The organism is Methylolobus aquaticus (assembly GCF_054172105.1).
Window position 1 is genome coordinate 282345 of record NZ_JBSYXP010000004.1, and the last position, 16585, is coordinate 298929.

The 16585-nt window shown below is 61.0% G+C and carries 15 protein-coding genes and 1 pseudogene; 14 read left to right on the forward strand and 2 right to left on the reverse strand.

Translation table 11 applies throughout. From position 1 onward, the window contains the following. The first annotated feature begins 225 nt into the window (after nt 1–225). From ACW73L_RS07395 to ACW73L_RS07430, 8 genes and pseudogenes are all read left to right on the forward strand, one after another. A complete protein-coding gene (locus tag ACW73L_RS07395) occupies nt 226–423 on the forward strand; it encodes a hypothetical protein (protein ID WP_498921094.1) in 198 nt (65 codons plus the stop codon). A gap of 226 nt (nt 424–649) precedes the next feature. Further along, on the forward strand, nt 650–1411 hold the full coding sequence (locus ACW73L_RS07400; protein ID WP_498921095.1) for a hypothetical protein: 762 nt from the start codon (nt 650–652) through the stop codon (nt 1409–1411). A 123-nt stretch (nt 1412–1534) separates the two neighbouring features. Then, a complete protein-coding gene (locus ACW73L_RS07405) occupies nt 1535–2845 on the forward strand; it encodes a site-specific DNA-methyltransferase (protein WP_498921096.1) in 1311 nt (436 codons plus the stop codon). 115 nt (nt 2846–2960) lie between these two features. Beyond that, entirely contained in the window at nt 2961–3533 is a 573-nt protein-coding gene (locus tag ACW73L_RS07410) for a terminase small subunit (RefSeq protein ID WP_498921097.1), read from the forward strand. Further along, entirely contained in the window at nt 3511–5574 is a 2064-nt protein-coding gene (locus tag ACW73L_RS07415; RefSeq protein ID WP_498921098.1) for a phage terminase large subunit family protein, read from the forward strand. The genes ACW73L_RS07410 and ACW73L_RS07415 overlap by 23 nt, the downstream gene beginning before the upstream one ends. Before the next feature lie 3 nt (nt 5575–5577). Beyond that, nucleotides 5578–5865: a Mor transcription activator family protein gene (locus ACW73L_RS07420; protein WP_498921099.1), complete on the forward strand. Its 288-nt coding sequence runs from the start codon at nt 5578–5580 to the stop codon at nt 5863–5865. A 708-nt stretch (nt 5866–6573) separates the two neighbouring features. Then, nucleotides 6574–6862: pseudogene (locus ACW73L_RS07425) on the forward strand (transposase); the annotation flags it as partial. Nucleotides 6863–6892: 30 nt separating this feature from the next. Then, nucleotides 6893–8236, forward strand: a complete 1344-nt coding sequence (locus tag ACW73L_RS07430) for a DNA cytosine methyltransferase (protein ID WP_498921100.1) — start codon at nt 6893–6895, stop codon at nt 8234–8236. Here the strand turns inward: ACW73L_RS07430 and ACW73L_RS07435 are convergent. Then, complete coding sequence (locus ACW73L_RS07435; RefSeq protein WP_498921101.1) at nt 8129–9061, reverse strand: response regulator; 933 nt, start codon at nt 9059–9061, stop codon at nt 8129–8131. The two genes, ACW73L_RS07430 and ACW73L_RS07435, sit on opposite strands and share 108 nt — an antisense overlap. Further along, on the reverse strand, nt 9058–11382 hold the full coding sequence (locus ACW73L_RS07440; protein WP_498921102.1) for a sensor histidine kinase: 2325 nt from the start codon (nt 11380–11382) through the stop codon (nt 9058–9060). Before ACW73L_RS07440 ends, ACW73L_RS07435 begins: the two co-directional genes overlap by 4 nt. Nucleotides 11383–11986: 604 nt before the next feature. On the opposite strand from ACW73L_RS07440, the gene ACW73L_RS07445 reads away from it, so the two are divergent. Genes ACW73L_RS07445 through ACW73L_RS07470 form a run of 6 tightly spaced genes read left to right on the forward strand, consistent with a single transcriptional unit; the run spans nt 11987 to nt 16574 of the window. After that, nucleotides 11987–12199, forward strand: coding sequence for a DUF6148 family protein (locus ACW73L_RS07445; protein WP_498921103.1), 213 nt, complete (start codon nt 11987–11989; stop codon nt 12197–12199). Beyond that, nucleotides 12199–13695 (forward strand): phage portal protein, encoded by a 1497-nt coding sequence (locus tag ACW73L_RS07450; protein WP_498921104.1) that lies wholly within the window; start codon nt 12199–12201, stop codon nt 13693–13695. The genes ACW73L_RS07445 and ACW73L_RS07450 overlap by 1 nt, the downstream gene beginning before the upstream one ends. Further along, on the forward strand, nt 13692–15014 hold the full coding sequence (locus tag ACW73L_RS07455) for a S49 family peptidase (protein WP_498921105.1): 1323 nt from the start codon (nt 13692–13694) through the stop codon (nt 15012–15014). The genes ACW73L_RS07450 and ACW73L_RS07455 overlap by 4 nt, the downstream gene beginning before the upstream one ends. Before the next feature lie 12 nt (nt 15015–15026). Then, on the forward strand, nt 15027–15398 hold the full coding sequence (locus ACW73L_RS07460) for a head decoration protein (RefSeq protein ID WP_498921106.1): 372 nt from the start codon (nt 15027–15029) through the stop codon (nt 15396–15398). Between the two features lie 3 nt (nt 15399–15401). Then, on the forward strand, nt 15402–16415 hold the full coding sequence (locus ACW73L_RS07465) for a major capsid protein (RefSeq protein ID WP_498921107.1): 1014 nt from the start codon (nt 15402–15404) through the stop codon (nt 16413–16415). A gap of 3 nt (nt 16416–16418) precedes the next feature. Continuing rightward, nucleotides 16419–16574, forward strand: a complete 156-nt coding sequence (locus ACW73L_RS07470; RefSeq protein ID WP_498921108.1) for a hypothetical protein — start codon at nt 16419–16421, stop codon at nt 16572–16574. Nucleotides 16575–16585 lie beyond the last annotated feature (11 nt).

The following is a 16585-nucleotide window of genomic DNA, read 5'->3' on the forward strand; positions in this document are numbered from 1 at the left end:
CTGGGACGGAGCGGGAAGCCGCGCCGCTGGCGGCTTGCGGCCTTCGCGTCCCAGCGTCCCAGCCCAATGCGCGCACCTGCGGGCGCCCGCCCGCGAGTGGCACTCGCGCACACCCGCACATACACGCGCGTGGCGGGACGTATGGACGTATGATCATTTCTCTCTAGGTATCAGCGAGATAGATAACGTCCTGGGTTCGTCCCAGTACCTTTGGGGGTGGGACGGATGAGCCTCCGGGAGCAGATGCCGCAGACCGCGGCCTTCATCGACGATCTGCGGGCCGTGTTCGGTAAGGAATCTGTCGACGCGCAGATCCGAGCGGGAATGCGGGGTGATCCGATGTTCTGGGCAAGTGAGGCGGGCCACGAGATCGGCACGAAGCCGCTGGGTGGTCGGGTGTTGTTCGAGGAGGGGACGGAGTGAGCGAGTGGCGACCGATGGCGACTGCGCCAAAAGACGGGACCGATGTCATTGTCTATTTCGGCGGCATGAGGGGGACGGTGGAGATCGCGTTCTGGGCTGAAGAGTTGCAGGCATGGGTCAACCGGCCGCAGTCGCTGGCCTTTCCCACTGCTAAATGCTGGGGTTGGATGCCATACCCTCCCGATCTCCTGGCCCCGCTACAACAGGCCCAAGAGGGGGAGAGGGAGTGAGCAGCGTCACGGTCGAGGTGAAGGGTCTGGAGCAGCTGTTGAACCTGCCGAAAAAGCTGCAGGCGGAGGCGCCGTTCATCGCGGCAGTCGGTCTCACGCGGCTGGCAAGCGAGTCGAAGCGGGCCATCGACGCCGAGATGCGCTCTAAGTTTGACCGCCCGACACCGTGGGCAATGCGGGCCATTGCGATCGAGAAGGCGACGAAACAGACGCTGCGGTCCCGCGTAGGCCTGCAGGATGAGACCTTGGGCAAGGGCGGCTACTGGTCCGAGGTGCTCGGTCACCAGTTCACGGGCGGAGGTCGCACAGTGAAGCGATTCGAGCGCGCAATGATGAAGGCGCGGCTTCTTCCTCCCGGCCATTATGCCGTGCCATTCCGAGATGAACGCACCGATCCGTTCGGCAATCTGCCGCGTGGCAAGCTGACGCAGCTGATGTCGTACATGCAGGCATGGCGCGAGTCTGGCTACCGGGCAAACATGTCCGACGAACGCCGCAAGGTATTCAGGAAGAAGACCAAGAAGTTCTTCTTTCTCGCATTACGGTCGGATCCACGCACGAGGGGGCTCAAGCCTGGGATTTGGGCGACAGACGACAAGCAGTGGTCGGACGATCAGCCGTCGATACGGCCTGTGCTGCTATTCCAGAAGGGGCCCCGCTACAAACAGCGCATCGATCTGCACCGCGTCGCCCAGTCTGTCGCCGACCGGCGGTGGGGTGCGCTGATGGTCGAGGCGCTGGCGTCGGTGGTCAAATGAGAGCCGATCCCATCGCCAGCCCCGTGGTGGGTCCTTCCGAGGCCTGCTGCACGCGAGTCATGCGGCCCCCGATGTTTCGCTAGTCACCAACTTTTTCTAGGGGGGTTCCGGTTTTTTGTGGATATGAATCAGATTGTTGGGGTTGAGTACCGCGATCCACGGATGCTGGTCCCCTACGAGCGGAATGCCCGCACGCACAGCGCCGAGCAGGTTGAGAAGCTGGTGGAGTCGATCCGTCGGTTCGGGTTCGTGAACCCGATCCTGGTGGACCCTACGGGCACCGTGATCGCGGGCCACGGCCGCCTTCTGGCAGCGACGCGGATGGGCATGTCGACCGTGCCGGTGATCGAGATCACACACCTCAGCGACGCGGATCGACGAGCTTACATCCTGGCCGACAACCGCTTGGCCGAGGATGCGGGTTGGGACGAGGAACTGCTGCGCCTCGAGCTGGGGGACCTGAGCGCGCTCGACTTCGATCTCTCGGTTACTGGGTTCAGTTCGGATGAGATTGCCGCGTGCCTTCGAGGCCTCCGGCGTGGCGGGCTGGTTGATGAGGACCAGACTCCCGAGCTCGAAGAGCGTGCCATTTCTGTCGCGGGGGATCTTTGGCTGCTCGGGGAACACCGGGTGATCTGTGGCGATTGCACCGACCCCGCGACGGTGGCGCGGCTCTGCGGGAGTGCGACTCCCGCGCTGATGGTCACTGATCCGCCCTATGGGGTCGAGTACAACCCTGCCTGGCGGATCGCCATAGCGGGGGCGCAGCACAGCGACGCCGCAAGGGGCCTCGTCTTGAACGATGACCGCGCGGACTGGCGCGCGGCGTGGCAGCTGTATCGGGGTGATGTCGCCTATGTCTGGCACGCGGGGACGAAGGCGCACATCGTCGCGGAGAGCCTGCTGTCGAGCGGCTTCGAGATTAGGGCGCAGATCGTCTGGGTCAAGCACCGGCACGTGCTGTCGCGTGGGCACTATCACGCGCAGCATGAGCCGTGCTTCGCCGTGGACAGGTCAAAGGATCTCGGCGAGCCTGCCAGTGAAGCGGCAGCGAACGAACACGATCTGGCGGCCTATGTCGTCCGCACCGGTCGGACCGCGGGCTGGGTTGGCGGGCGGAAGCAGTCGACCGTCTGGTTCATCGAAAACGTGAAGAACGACACCGGCCACAGCACGCAGAAGCCGGTAGAGTGCATGCGTCGACCGATGGAAAACAACTCAGCGGTCGGTGCCATCGTTTACGACGCATTCCTCGGTTCCGGGACCTCCGTGATCGCGGCCGAGACTTCTGGCCGCGTCTGCTATGGGTGCGAGCTGAGCCCCAGGTTCACCGACATGATCGTAAGGCGTTGGCAGTCCTTTGTCGGTAAGGACGCACTGCTCGACGGGGACGGCCGGACGTTCTCGGAGGTGACTGCGGCCCGGCATGAGTAGCGGCAACATCTCACTCGATACCGCTGCGAAGTTGTTAGGCATAGCGCCGGTCGAGCTCGACCGGCTTGGTTCATCTGGGGTGGTGGGGCGCGTTGGGCGCAACGAATATCAAATTGTGACCCTGGTCAGAGACTATATGGACCATCTCCGATCCGAAGACGATCGCAGGAACCAGCGGCCGAAACAGCGCGAATTGGCGGAGCACTTGGATTTGTCGGAACGCGCGCTCCGCGACCTGCTGTCCGACCTGGGGATCGATCACAAACAGTGCACCCGAGACGAAGTCCGCGTCGCGTACATTCGGCGGTTGCGCGAGCAAGCCGCGGGGCGCGCGACGAGCGGTGATCTAAGTCTATCCGAGGAGCGGGCTGGCCTCGCCCGCGAGCAGAAGCTTTTGGCGCGGATCAGGAAACGGCGCGAGCTGGGCGAGTGGGCGCCGATCGAGAACATCACTCTCGTGCTCTCGCGTGTGACGTCGCAAATGGCGTCCACCTTCGACGGGATCCCGGTGCAACTGAAGCGGCGGTTTCCCGGCGTCACCGCCGAGCAGATGGGCGTCATCCGCGAGGAGTTGGCGAAGGCCCGGAATCTGCTGGTATCCGCTGGGACTAAGGCCATCGAGGCGGAGGCGATGGACTTGGTCGACTATGTCGATGAGTACGACGATGGCTGCAGTCCTGGCGATTAATGTCGCCCGCCACGCTGCGGCGAGCCGCGTCGTCTCGGCGGTCGCGTCCGGTCTCGAACCGCTACGGGTCGAGGCGCCGGTGACGCTCTCGGGGTGGGCAGCGCGGCACTTCTACCTGTCGGCCGAATCATCGTACACCGAGGGGCGCTTCGTCGCGTACCCGTTCCAGGTGGCGATCATGGATTGCATGGGGCACGACGACATCGTCGAGATCGATTTCATGAAATCGGCTCGGGTGGGTTACACCAAGATGGTGTTGGCCGCGGTCGGGTACTTTGCGGAGCACAAGAAGCGCAACCAGGCGCTGTGGCAGCCATCAGACGCTGACCGCGACGAGTTCACGAAGGTCGAGCTCGAGCCCATGCTGCGCGACGTGCCGATCATGGAGAAGATCTTTCCCGCGTTCCTGGCCCGCCACAAGGACAACACGCTCAAGGCCAAGAAGTTCCTCACCGGTATGCTCCACCTGCGCGGTGGTACGGCAGCGAAAAACTACCGCCGAATCTCGGTGGACGTCTGCATCCTGGACGAGCTGGACGGATTCGACCAGGACATTGAGGGCGAAGGCTCGCCCTTTCTGCTCGCGTTCAAGCGCCTCGAGGGCGCGGTGTTCCCGAAGATCATCGCGGGCACGACGCCGAAGACCAAAAACCTGTCCCATATCGAAGATCGGGTAAAGCGCGCGCAGGAAGTCTTCGTGCGCCACATCCCGTGCCCGCACTGCGGACACATGCACCCGATCACCTGGGGCGGCAAGGGCGAGAAGAAGGATCCGACAGGATTCGTATGGCGTGACGATGACCCTGAGACCGCGGGCCATATCTGCCCCGGCTGCGGCGTGATCTACACCCAGTCAGAGTACCTCTCCGTATGGGACCGTGGCCGTTGGATCAACCCCTCGACTGGCGTCTCGGTCGACCCTGGCCCGGTGTTCCGCGATGCTGAAGGGGAAGTGATACCGGCGCCGGCCCACGTCGCGTTCCTGATCTGGACCGCCTACAGCCCCCAGGCGACTTGGCCCGGCATCGTCCGCGAGTTTGTTGCGGCCAGGGCTCGCGCGGCTACGGGCGACAAGACCGCGCTGAAAACCTTCACCAACACCACGCTCGGCGAGCCGTACGAGGAGGAGGTGGAGAAGGGCGACGCCCAGGAGCTGATGCGCCGCGTCGAGCCCTATCCGCTCCGCACCTGCCCGCGGGAGGTCCTGGTCCTGGTCGCCTTCGTCGACGTGCAGGGCGACCGCTTTGAGCTGGTCGTGTGGGGCGTCGGCCGCGGCGAGCAGATGTGGGTGATCGACTACCGCATCCTCGACGATGTGAACCCCTTCGTCGATGAGCAGTGGGAGCAACTCGATGAGCACCTGGCACGGAAATACCGGCATGCCGGCGGCGGCGTGATGGGTATCGAGATCACCGGCGTCGACACCGGCTATGCCACGCACCAGGCGTATCGGTTCTGTCGCCAACGCGACCGGAAGCGGGTCCATGCCACCAAGGGTGAGACCCAGGACAACAGGCCGATCAAGAGCCGCCGCACCCTGGTCGACGTGCGCCAGCGCAGCGGCAAACCCATCCGGAATGGCTGCAAGCTGCACTGGATCGGCACCGACGCCGCGAAGGACACGATCTGGGGCCGGCTGCAGGTCGAGGCGCCTGGCCCGGGCTATGTCCACTTCTCGGCCCAGCTCCCGCCCGCGTTCTTCGAGCAATTGGTTTCTGAGGTCCGGATCCAGCGGCCCGTCGGTGGCCAGCATGTCTACAAGTGGGTCAAGCCCCACCCAACGACCCGCAACGAGGTTCTGGACTGCACCGTGGGCGCGCTGTGGGGGCTGGAGATGCTGGTGGAGCGCTACCGGGATATCGATCGCTTCTGGGATGAGATGGAGCGCCGCCACGCCCAGCACGATATTTTCACTCTGGCCCCGGATGCCTACGAGGTTATCCCAGATGAAGGGGGAGGCGATGAGACCGCCGGCCCCAACAATCCGCTTGTCTCGGTGCCCCCGGAAGGGCCCCGTCAGGCCTACTACATTCCCGCCTGAGTCATGGAACAGCCGCCTATCGATCGGGAACTGCTGAAGGCGTTGCGGGCTGAGATTGTCGCTGCGTCGGTCTATGTCGGGATCAGCGTGCGGTCGGCCCTGGACGTCGCGGCGCGGGTGGAAGAGCGGCTGACAATTGCCATCGGTGGGCAGCCGCAGTGGGCTTCAAAGGCGGAGCGGAACGCGCTGATCCGCCGTGACTGGAACGGGCGGAATGTGCCAGAGCTGATGGAGAAGTACCAGGTCGGCCGGACGACGCTGTACCGAATTGTTAGCCGGGCTGAGGGATGACTACTTACCTTTCAAGGGTAAGTATTCCTGGCATGCTGTCTTCTGATGAAGGGAAGTTATGCGGTGGGCGTGGCTATGGGCCTAAGCGCCTCAAGAGTTCGGGTAATGGTCGAGGCAGTTCGACCTAGAGATGAGTGGCTTACCTGTGAGGCCGTGAATCCGGCGGCACCCTGCCCCATGGTGGGACGGCATGCCGAACAAAACTCCCGACGCGCTGCAATGCAAGGGCTTCTACAGCCGCGAGGAATGCTTGGCGTGTGCCGCGGATGAGTTGGTACTTAGGCGCAATTACTTGAACTCGGTCCATACCAGCGGAAAGGATGCTCACCCACTGCCGCTTTTCCGTCCTGAACGAGGTGCGCGCTGGCTTGGTGTGGCGCCGTATGAGCGGCCACCACGGAAGGTGACTGCCGCGGAGCTGGACCGCGCGCGCCGCTTGCTGGAACGTCACGGCTGGCGCGTGCAGTCAGCTGGCGCTCCTCGACAACACTGATTGACGTAGGTCTGGCCTTGGGTTTAGGCTGTGGTGGTGGCCGCACAACGGCGACCCGGGATTAGCAGCCCGAACACACAGGCCCGACAAAGGCGCTACGGGCGCCTTTCGCATGCGCGGATTCCTAGCTTTTGGGGCCGTGCGTGGGCACCCTTCGGGGTGGCCGGTTACCTGTGACCGGTCTGCTAACCCGCGTGCGGTTCCCACCCTTGTTATATCGCTCACCGCGGCAGCACCACACGCACATGAAAAGCACCAAAATGTTGGAGCGTTTGAACGAGGAGATCAAACGTCTCGCGACCGGGTGGTACCGATTTTCCCCGACAGCGCGTTCTGCCTGCGATTGTTTGGCGCATTATGCGTCGAGACCCACGAGGCCTCGCTCAAGGATAACTGTACCTGAAGATAACCCTGCTCGTCGAGCAGAAAAAGGTACTGCCGAGATTGGCGGATTGCGTCGCCCGTCCAGTCACCTTAACCATGACCGCCTTTTGCACGCCTTGACGCACACAATCAAATCTTCGTGATCCCGCCATGGACAATTTCAGGCCAACCTACGAAGTTGCCCGCGTGAAACCGACATGCATCGATCTATTTTCCGGTTGTGGTGGCCTCTCGCTCGGATTAGCGGCTGCCGGGTTCTCAACCGCGTTCTGCGTCGAGGTGCACTCCCATGCATTTGCAACCTATCGGTACAATCTTCTAGAAAGGTTTGCGGAAAGGCATAAGTGGCCAACGTGGCTCGAGCAGCGCCCTTGGTGTGCTAAAGAACTCCTTCAACAGCACAGGGAGGAACTCGCAGCACTAAGCGGAAGAATCGACTTAATCGCCGGGGGGCCACCGTGTCAAGGATTCAGTACGAACGGGTTAAGGAGGTCCGACGATCCCAGAAGCCAAATGGTCGACGTATATCTGAAATATGTTGAGACCATTAGGCCGCGCCTTGTTTTGTTCGAAAACGTAGTCGGGTTTTGTTCCATGAAACACCGGACAGGCGGGACCTATAGCGAATACGTTACAACAGTATTGTGTGACATGGGTTACGACACTTGGTCCTCTATCTTGAAGGCCGTCGACTGGGGGGTCCCTCAACGTAGACCAAGGTTCGTTCTCATCGCGGCGCCAAAGGGAGCGTTGCGGGGAATTGACCCGATTCAGCGCATGCGTGTAGGGCGCAAGAAATTCCTCGAAGCGCGAGGTCTTTGCTCCAGATTTACCACCGCAAAATCAGCCCTTTCAGATCTTGAAGAACGCGACGGACAGACAATTCCAGATCCGGAATGGGGGCATGCTGGATTCAGGACGTTAGAGCGGGCGGCTGAAGCAGGTAGCGCGTATCAGCAATTGATGAGGGAAGGGTGCCCGGATCAACCGAAGGATATGCGGCTCCCGAGGCATGGCTTGGCATCTATACAGCGGATGCAAGCCATTCTTGAGAACTGCGAGCGAGGAAAAAACCTGACAATTGAGCACAGAAAACGGTTTGGCATCAAGAAGCGTGCCACGGCTCCGCTTGATCCTGATGCTCCAGCACTGACAATCAGCACCTTGCCTGATGATTTTATCCACTATTCTCGGCCCAGATCTATGACGGTGCGAGAACAGGCGCGCCTTCAGTCCTTCCCTGACTGGTTCTCGTTCCAAGGGCCCTACACGGCGGGAGGGAGAGGGAGGCAAGGTGCATGCCCAAGATTCACTCAGGTTGCGAACGCAGTCCCGCCGCTTCTGGCGGAAGCTCTTGGTGAAATGTTGATCGAGTTGCTGCCACTCCTAGCCCCCGACCAAATTGCAGATGTCTCGGAACGCGCCGACGTAATTGGAAAAGACTCTTCGAATCTCAGGAAAATCCGCGACACTGATTTCGTCGCTGCCCTGTAACAGCCACCCAGCATCGCTCTCTATTTCATTAACATGGCCGAGCATATTTCTCTTTTTTAGCACGTGTTCAACGTATTGCGCGCTCGATCTTCTTAGTGCACGTAGCGTTTCAACTTGATCTGTATTTAGGCCGACTGTGTCCGGGCATTTCGCAACATAGTCTGTAAGGCGTCTGAAATGCTTAAACAACTTAGCGCTATCGACTACACGGGTCTCAAAGCGCCTCCTTAGATCGCAATCGATAGCTTCCCTGTATTTATCGGTGCACTCCGTCAGAAAGCTAAGAACATCGTTATCAAGTTCGTTGACTTTGGCCGCGAAATTCGGGTCACGATCGCTCATCGATAGCAATGCCCCCTTCATAAGCTCGTCGCACTCCGCCACCACCTTCATTGCCAAACCTCGCATACCCGAGAGCCGATCCAGAGCCCGTGCCGTTTGGTCAATGAGTGTTCCTGTGCGCTCAATGAAGCGTTCCCGTGCGCTACAGTAGACACCCTCTACTTGTTTCTCTGCGATCATCTGCCGTAGAGAGTTTTCTGGAGCGCTTCCTGAGTAAAATAGTATGGTGGTCGAAGGGAATAACTCCCGAATGGTCAATGCTAGTTCATCGCCATTCTCATTCGTGAGATGATAGTCGAGAAGTATCATGTCGTAGCGATGGAACAGTCGATGCGCTCTGGCATGTTTCTCAAGGTCAAGACCGTTGGGGATTGACTCGATGCGAGCGATAAATCCGGCTTCACTGATACGGCGCCTGAGACTTTCATCCTCCTGCTGGGAGTAGGAGTCCTCAATCCAAAGGATACCGAAGTCGAGATTCATGATTTCTCCTCTGGGATTACGATTTCAAAATCTGCACGGCTTCCGTCACCGACGATCTCGATATTTCCGCCCATTTCGTGAAGGAGTTGGCGAACACTATATAGGCCTAAGCCTTGGCCATTAGCCGTTCCAGAATAACCTCGCTCAAAGATCTTGGACGGGTCAACTTTTCTATCATCAATACCTAATCCATCGTCAATGACCATGATCTTTACTAAATTTGGTCCTTTACGCGCAGCTTTGAACTCGACTTTGCTCGCCTTAGCCTTGCGAGCATTGTCTACGAGATTGTCGATGATTACCGCAATGTCGACAGGGGAGAATTCTCGCTGAAGCGAGAGGCCGCACGCATCGAAAGTGACATTCGGGAAATCCGGGATCCCAAGCAAACGGACATGGAAGTATTCCGTCAAGAATTGCAGCAGGTCGCCACGCACCTTATCCGTTTGTAAATCTACCCGTATATTCGGCGCGAAGGATAGAACGGTGCGAAGCCTGTCGCCAGAAAGGCTCGCGCCTGCTAATGATGCCGAAACCCGTCTCCCAGACTGCCGGATAGCAGCTAACAGGTCCTCAATGTCGCTAACCGCCTCCAAATCATTCGGCATAATTGCCATAGCTAATATGGTTCGAATTTCGTGCGCTGCATTTGTCACCGCGGAGCGCAAGTGCCCCATATGAATTGTGGCTTGGTGCATTAACAGCTGCACCCGTTCTACGTTCAAATCATGGCTGCTTCCTAAAAACGCTGCCTGTTTCTCAAGTAGTGCGATACGGGAGTCGGCGCGCTGCCGTTCTGCTATTGCCTGTTTAGCTTCCTGTTCTGCTTCCTCTCTGGATAACCTAAGCTCCTCGATCCGGCGCCTGGCATGTTCGATTTGCGCGAGTAAAGAAGTATCTCCGCGAATCTCAGCCAATGCGGACATTGCCTTTATTGCGTTGTCGGTGATTTGATCAGGGTCGTCCGAAACTCTTACTAGATCCTCGTCGTACTCTAGAATTTCGACGTCTTTCGACCTCGCGAGAGAACCCACGATGTCCAGAATTCTCGCTCGAGCTCTGTCGGTTTCCAAGCCCTCTGGAGTGTCACGATTCTGATCGAGCTTATCCTTCCAATTTACGCCAACTACGTATCGCTCTAGGCGAAATATCATGTATTTCCGGATCGCCTCGAATAGAGCGCGGCTACGTGCATCTTTAACTAGCCCCGCGTCTCTACTCGACACTTCTCGGAAAATCTTGGGCCGTGCTCTTACATCTACGCGACCTAAGAGGTCGCGAGTACCAAGGTATCTAGATTGGCCCTGCTGCTTTCGGCGGTTTAGCCCAAGTGTGTCATCGTTCTCCTCTCCGATAGGGAATATTCGGAACCCGTTGAGGAAAAGAAAAACGCTTCCGAACTCCACAGGCCTAACGCCCATTCGACTGGTAAACGTATGCTTAGCAGATCGGTTCAAAAAATATATCTGGCCGGCAACTCGGCTATCAATCAACTCTTCATACGGTGATGGCTCGCGAATTTTGTAAATTCTTCTGCCGCGATCGTAGAGATCAGTCGTGATAGTTCGATCTTCGATGACAACTTCGATACGACTAGTCTTCTCTCGGAGGAGGTCGGCAATGTCATTACCGATCGGGCCATCAACTCCTTCGGATTTCCGATCGGTAGAATCTACCAGCCATGTGGATACGGCTACGCGAGGCGTCGTTCCGAATGGGTCGATTAGCTTTGCAAGGTCTCTCCGCAACCTCCCGATTGCCTCTTCGTTCCAGTGATGCCGGGTACCTCGAATTACGAGAATAGTTCCTTGAATTGAAGGAGCTTTAGCGTTGTAGATCTTTGGGAAATCCTGTGCGCTAAATAACTCGACTTCTATATCCTTGAACTCCTGTTTGCTGTCTGATTCAAATTTGGTCCAATCGATTTCAAGCTTTGACACGTCACTCTGACCAGTGACCCGGCTGTATAGCTCTAGTTGTGTTCCCAGCGTATCGCACGCAAACCTGCCGATGCCTTTGCTACCGGCGAACTGGCCTTGTGGTTTAATCTTGTCGCGATAAGACTCAGGTTCGGCCTGTGCCTTTTCGGAGTACGCGACGAACAGCCATTTGTTTAGAATGTCAGAGCGGGACATTCCACGGCCGTCGTCGACGATAGAAATCTTGTGATCGTCCGGGGAGAACTCGATGTCTACTCTAGTCGCAGCAGCATCGAAAGAATTCTTTACAAGCTCAAAGATGGCTACAAACTCGTTTGTTACGAGGTCGCGGCCAATGATGTCCTTGAGATGGGAACTGACTTTGAAATTCTGTGACGTCATGACTTCGGCAATTTAGCCTATATTCTGGTCTCGGAGAAGTGCAAAGTCGTACGGCGCATGTCGGCGGGCAAAAAAAAAGCGCTCTTCGGCGGTACCGGTAAACGCAGACCCGGCCACCCATCCCCCACCGAATCTGCGGGTTGAAACTGGGCGCTTGGGCGGTCACCTGCAAGCTGAGGGATGCTTCGTGTGGCAGCGCTTCGCCTAGGAAATGAAGATCTGATGCTGCACGGGAATCGATTGGTGCTTCTCGTACGCGTGGCCATGGGAATGGCAGCGGCATCGTATGATTTGTGGTAGCCGTCCCGCCGCACGGTACAACGGCCGCTGATCCAACGCGGGCCGATTGGGCGGGAGTTTAGTGACGCCCGGGGAGTTCACGGCTTGCCTTATCTACAGCGGCCACCTTGATGCTTCGCGCGCCACCCGGCAGCGGCTTCGGGCCTACCGATTAGCTTATCAGGCGAAAATCGTCCCAAAAGTCCCGAAAATCGTCCCAAAAGCCGGCGAAATGGGACAGCGACCCGCCTTAGCATCTTGCCATGCACGCACGATGCGCCCTCACACCCCATAGCGACGACCCGCAGGCCGGGCGGAGGCTAGCATGTCGCTAGCCTCCGACATGGTGGCGAAGTACCTGGCCGCCGAGAGTGCCATTTTGGACGGCAAGCGGGTGCGCTTTGGCGATCGCGACCTGACGATGGAAGACCTGGCCGAGATCCGTGCTGGCCGGCAAGAGTGGGAGGCGCGGGCGAGCACCGAGCCGCAAACCGGATCGACCGTGCCGCGTCGCCGTCCGGTCCAGGTGGTGCTCTGATGACCGCCCACAACGCTGCCGCACTGGACGAAGCGAAGATCGCGGCCTGGGCGCCGCTGCCCGGGTCGGCCGATGCCGATCTGCTCGACGAACTGGCCGTCATCACCCCGCGGGCGCGGGATCTCGCGCGCAACAACGGCGTCGCCTCCGGGGCGATGCAAACCCTCACGGACAACATCGTCGGCGCGCAGCTCCGGCTCTCTGCCACCATCGATTACCGCCTGCTGGGCCGCGACAAGGCCTGGGCCCGCGAGGTCGGCAATGTGATCGAGGGCGAATTCCGGACCTGGTCCGATTCGACGGAGTGTGATGCTGCGCGCACCCTGCCGCTGCTGGGCCTGACCACGCAGGCGTTACGCGGGACGCTGCTGAACAGCGATGCGCTGGCTCTGCCGTTGTGGCGCCCACGCCCGATGGCGCGCTGGGCCACCCGGCTGATGGTGATCGAGGCCGACCGGCTGTCGACACCGCCCGGATTGGTGTCTGACCCGCGCATTCGCGGCGGGGTCGAGGTCGACGACGATGGCGCGCCGGTCGCCTATCACATCCAGAAGCAGCACCCCGGCGATCGCTACGGTTTGGGCTTCCGCGGGCCGGAGGAGTGGGAGCGCATTCCCGCGTTCACTGAGTGGGGCCGTCGCCGGGTCATCCATCTGCACGACAAGGAGCGAGCCGAGCAGTCGCGCGGCAAGCCGATCCTGACGGCCGTGATGGCGGACTTCAAACTCAGTGGCAACTACCTGGGCGCGGAGCTCCACGCGGCCGTGGCCAACGCGTTGGTGGCCGGCTTCCTCGAATCCGATCTCTCGCCCGATGCGGTGGCGGACCTTTTTGGTGCCGATGCGAACGGCGACTACTGGAAGGACGTCGCCCAGAAGTACAACCGCAAAAAGATGGAGAGCGGCCTCTTCATGACATTGCCGGTCGGCACGCGCATGTCAGGTTTCACGCCGGGCCGACCGAACACGGCCTTCGATGGGTTCATGACGTCGGTCCTGCGCCACATCGCGGCCGGGCTGAACATTCCGTACGAATTGCTGATGAAAGACTTCAGCAAGACCAACTACAGCTCGGCCCGGGCCTCGATGCTCGAGGCGTGGCGGTACTTCCTCGGCCGACGTCGCTGGCTGGTCGACTACTGGTTGTCGCCGATCTACGAGCTGTGGCTGGAGGAAGCCATCAACCTCGGCCGCGTGCCGATCACCCCCGCCGAATACTACGCGAACCCTTTCGCCTGGCGCCGTTGCCGCTGGATCTTCGCGGGTCGCGGCTGGGTCGACCCGGTGAAGGAAATCGAGGCCGCACAGCTGCGCATCCAGTCGGGCCTGTCCACGCACGAGATGGAATGCGCCGAGCAGGGCTTGGATTGGGAAGAGGTGTTCGAACAGCGCGCCGCGGAAAATCTCCGGGCTGAGGAACTGGGGATTGAATTCGCCCAGCCGTCGGCGCCGCGCAGCGCGGTGTCTGCCGACCCGGCCGAGGCGGAGGCCGCATGATGCGCTACCCGCAGATCGCCGCGCGGCTGTTCAACACCCCGCTGATGGTGCATCCGGCGAAGCTGGACGCGATTATCGCGGGCCTGTCGGGGCGCATCTGGCCGGATGCTCAGGGCTTGGTCCCGAGCGCCCCCGTTGATGCGCTGGAGCCCTCGGCATTTACGTCTCGCCCCGGCAGCATGGCCGGCGCCGAGCTGCAGACCTACCCCTACCGAGTGATCGATGGCGTGGCTGTGCTGGACATCATGGGCGTCCTGGCGCACCACGGTCGCCTGCAGGGCCTGTCCAGTTATGTGGCCGGGTATGGCGACTTCGCGCAGCAGCTCGATGCTGCGCTGGCCGACACCGACGTGCGCGGCATCGTGCTGAATATCGACTCGCCCGGCGGTGAAGTCGCCGGTGCGTTCGACCTGGCGGCCAAAATCAAAGCCGCTCGCTCGATCAAGCCCATTGCGGCGGTGATGGCGGACCTGTCCGCCTCGGCGGCCTACCTGATCGCCTCGGCCGCCGAGTCCCGCGCGATCACCCAGACCGGTTACGCCGGATCCATCGGTGTGGTCATGCGCCACGTCGACTTCTCCCAGGCCCTCAGCAACGAGGGCATCCGCGTGACGCACATTTTTGCCGGCGCACAGAAGATCGACGGCAACCCCTACGCCGAATTGCCCGTCGCCGTGCGCGATCGCTTCCAGGCGGAAATCAACGATCTGTACGGCCTCTTTGTCGAGACGGTCGCAGCCAACACCGGGCTTGATCCGCTCGCCATCCGCGGCACCGAGGCCGGCATGTATCGCGGCGCCGAAGCAGTTCGGGTCGGCCTGGCCGACCGTGTCGCGACGCCGGACGAGGTTATTGCCGACATGGCACAGCAGGTTTCGAAGCGGGCGGCTGCCGTCCGGATTACCAACCCACGGAGTCAATCCATGAATGAACCCACGCAGGATGGCGGCCGCTCGCAGGCCGACGTCGACCAGGCGCACGCCACCGGTGTGCAGCAGGGGCGCGCTGAGGGTAGCGCGACCGAGCGCGCCCGCATCGCCGCCATTTTGACCCACACCGAGGCGGAAGGCCGCTCGGCACAGGCGCAGACCTTGGCGCTGGAGACGGACCTGACCGCGGAACAGGCCGGCAAGGTGCTGGCCGCGTCGCCGAAGGTGCAGCCGGCAGCCTCCGCCGACAATCCCTTCCTGACCGCGATGGCCGCCGTCGCCAATCCGACCGTCGGTGCCGACCTGTCTGCTGCCGAGGGTGGGAGCGAAGGCGCGGTCGACGAGGCGGCGCGCGTCATCGCGTTCCTGCCCAAGCGCACCATCCGATAACGGGAGTTGACCATGGGAGCTTCTTTTTCCAGCGCAGCGTATACGCCCGGTGACATCGTCGCCGGTAACTCGGGCCTGCTGATCTCGCGTTCGATCACCTTGTTGAGCGGAGAGAACCTGCCGCGCGGCGCGGTACTCGGCAAGATCACGACCGGCGGCAAGTACAAGCTGAGCGCCTCGGCGTCCGCTGACGGCTCGCAGACGCCCGACCTCATCCTGGCCGAGGACACCGACGCCACGGGCGGCGACAAGGTGACCGTGGCCTACAGTCGCGGCGACTTCTTGGCCGCGAAACTCACCCTGGGCGCCGGCCACACCGTGGCCAGCATCACCGAGGGCCTACGAACCAAGGGCATCGCACTGCTGCCCGCTGTCGGAGCGTAACCCATGGATTTGTTCTCCACGAATGTGCTGATCCGCGTCGTGCAGTCGCTGATCGCGACGCCGCAGTTCCTGCTCAGCCGCTATTTCCCGATCGAGCAGACCGAGACGAGCGAAGAGATCCACTTCGACGTGATGACCAAGACCCGTCGGCTGGCGCCGTTCGTGTCTCCGGTCGTTGCGGGCAAGGTGGTCGCGAGCCAGGGCTTCACGACCAAGACCTTCAAGCCGGCGTACATCAAGGATAAGCGCGTCTTCGACACGACTCGTCCGCTGAAGCGTTCCGCCGGCGAGCAGATGGGCGGTTCGCTGTCGCCGATGGACCGCGTCCGGGCCCTGCTGGCGATGGACTTGGCCGACCAGGTCGACATGGTCAACCGGCGCTTGGAGGTGATGTCCGCCGAGGCGCTCCGCACCGGCGCGGTGACCGTGACCGGCGACCAGTACCCCACGCAGAACGTGTCGTTCGGTCGTGACAATGCATTGTCGGTGACGCTGTCCGGCGGTGCTCGATGGGGCCAGGCCGGTGTGAAGCCGCTGGATCTGCTGCAAGACTGGGCACAGCTCGTGTTGCAGAAGTCGGGCGCGATGCCCACCGACGTCATCATGACGGTGGACGTCTGGAAGGTGTTCCGCGCCGACGCCGACATCAAAACGCGGCTCGACCGCTTCCGCGCCAACACCTCGATGGTAGTGGATGCGCAGATCGCCGAGGGCGGCGTGTTCATGGGCCAAATCGACGGCTTCAACATCTACGTTTACGCCGGTTGGTATGTGGACGACAACGGCACGGAACAGCCGATCCTGCCGGCGGGAACGGTGTTGCTGGCCGGTTCCCAGATCGAAGGAGTGCGGGCGTTCGGCGCGATCCGCGACGAGGCGGCCGGATTCCAGGCTATGCCGTACTACCCGAAGTCGTGGGTCGAGCAGGATCCATCGGTGCGCAATCTGCTGATGCAGTCCGCGCCGTTGGTCGTGCCGACTCGCGTCAACGGTTCTCTGGCCGCGACGGTCCTGTAAGCCATGATCGGCTGGAAGACCTACACCGCCGGCGGCGCGGCCATCGTGTTCGGTGTGTACCTGATCCTCGATGGCCAGCCGGAGCAGGGCGCGAACCGGATCATTGAGGGTCTGGCGATCGTCGGCATCGGGCACAAGCTCGACCGGGCGGCGGGCTGAGGGGCGCTCCT

Coding starts and splice junctions, on each gene's coding strand:
- ACW73L_RS07395 (WP_498921094.1), top strand. CDS start 226: ATGAGCCTCCGGGAGCAGATGCCGCAGACCGCGGCCTTCATCGACGAT.
- ACW73L_RS07405 (WP_498921096.1), top strand. CDS start 1,535: ATGAATCAGATTGTTGGGGTTGAGTACCGCGATCCACGGATGCTGGTC.
- ACW73L_RS07415 (WP_498921098.1), top strand. CDS start 3,511: ATGGCTGCAGTCCTGGCGATTAATGTCGCCCGCCACGCTGCGGCGAGC.
- ACW73L_RS07420 (WP_498921099.1), top strand. CDS start 5,578: ATGGAACAGCCGCCTATCGATCGGGAACTGCTGAAGGCGTTGCGGGCT.
- ACW73L_RS07430 (WP_498921100.1), top strand. CDS start 6,893: ATGGACAATTTCAGGCCAACCTACGAAGTTGCCCGCGTGAAACCGACA.
- ACW73L_RS07435 (WP_498921101.1), bottom strand. CDS start 9,061: ATGAATCTCGACTTCGGTATCCTTTGGATTGAGGACTCCTACTCCCAG.
- ACW73L_RS07440 (WP_498921102.1), bottom strand. CDS start 11,382: ATGACGTCACAGAATTTCAAAGTCAGTTCCCATCTCAAGGACATCATT.
- ACW73L_RS07445 (WP_498921103.1), top strand. CDS start 11,987: ATGTCGCTAGCCTCCGACATGGTGGCGAAGTACCTGGCCGCCGAGAGT.
- ACW73L_RS07450 (WP_498921104.1), top strand. CDS start 12,199: ATGACCGCCCACAACGCTGCCGCACTGGACGAAGCGAAGATCGCGGCC.
- ACW73L_RS07455 (WP_498921105.1), top strand. CDS start 13,692: ATGATGCGCTACCCGCAGATCGCCGCGCGGCTGTTCAACACCCCGCTG.
- ACW73L_RS07460 (WP_498921106.1), top strand. CDS start 15,027: ATGGGAGCTTCTTTTTCCAGCGCAGCGTATACGCCCGGTGACATCGTC.
- ACW73L_RS07465 (WP_498921107.1), top strand. CDS start 15,402: ATGGATTTGTTCTCCACGAATGTGCTGATCCGCGTCGTGCAGTCGCTG.
- ACW73L_RS07470 (WP_498921108.1), top strand. CDS start 16,419: ATGATCGGCTGGAAGACCTACACCGCCGGCGGCGCGGCCATCGTGTTC.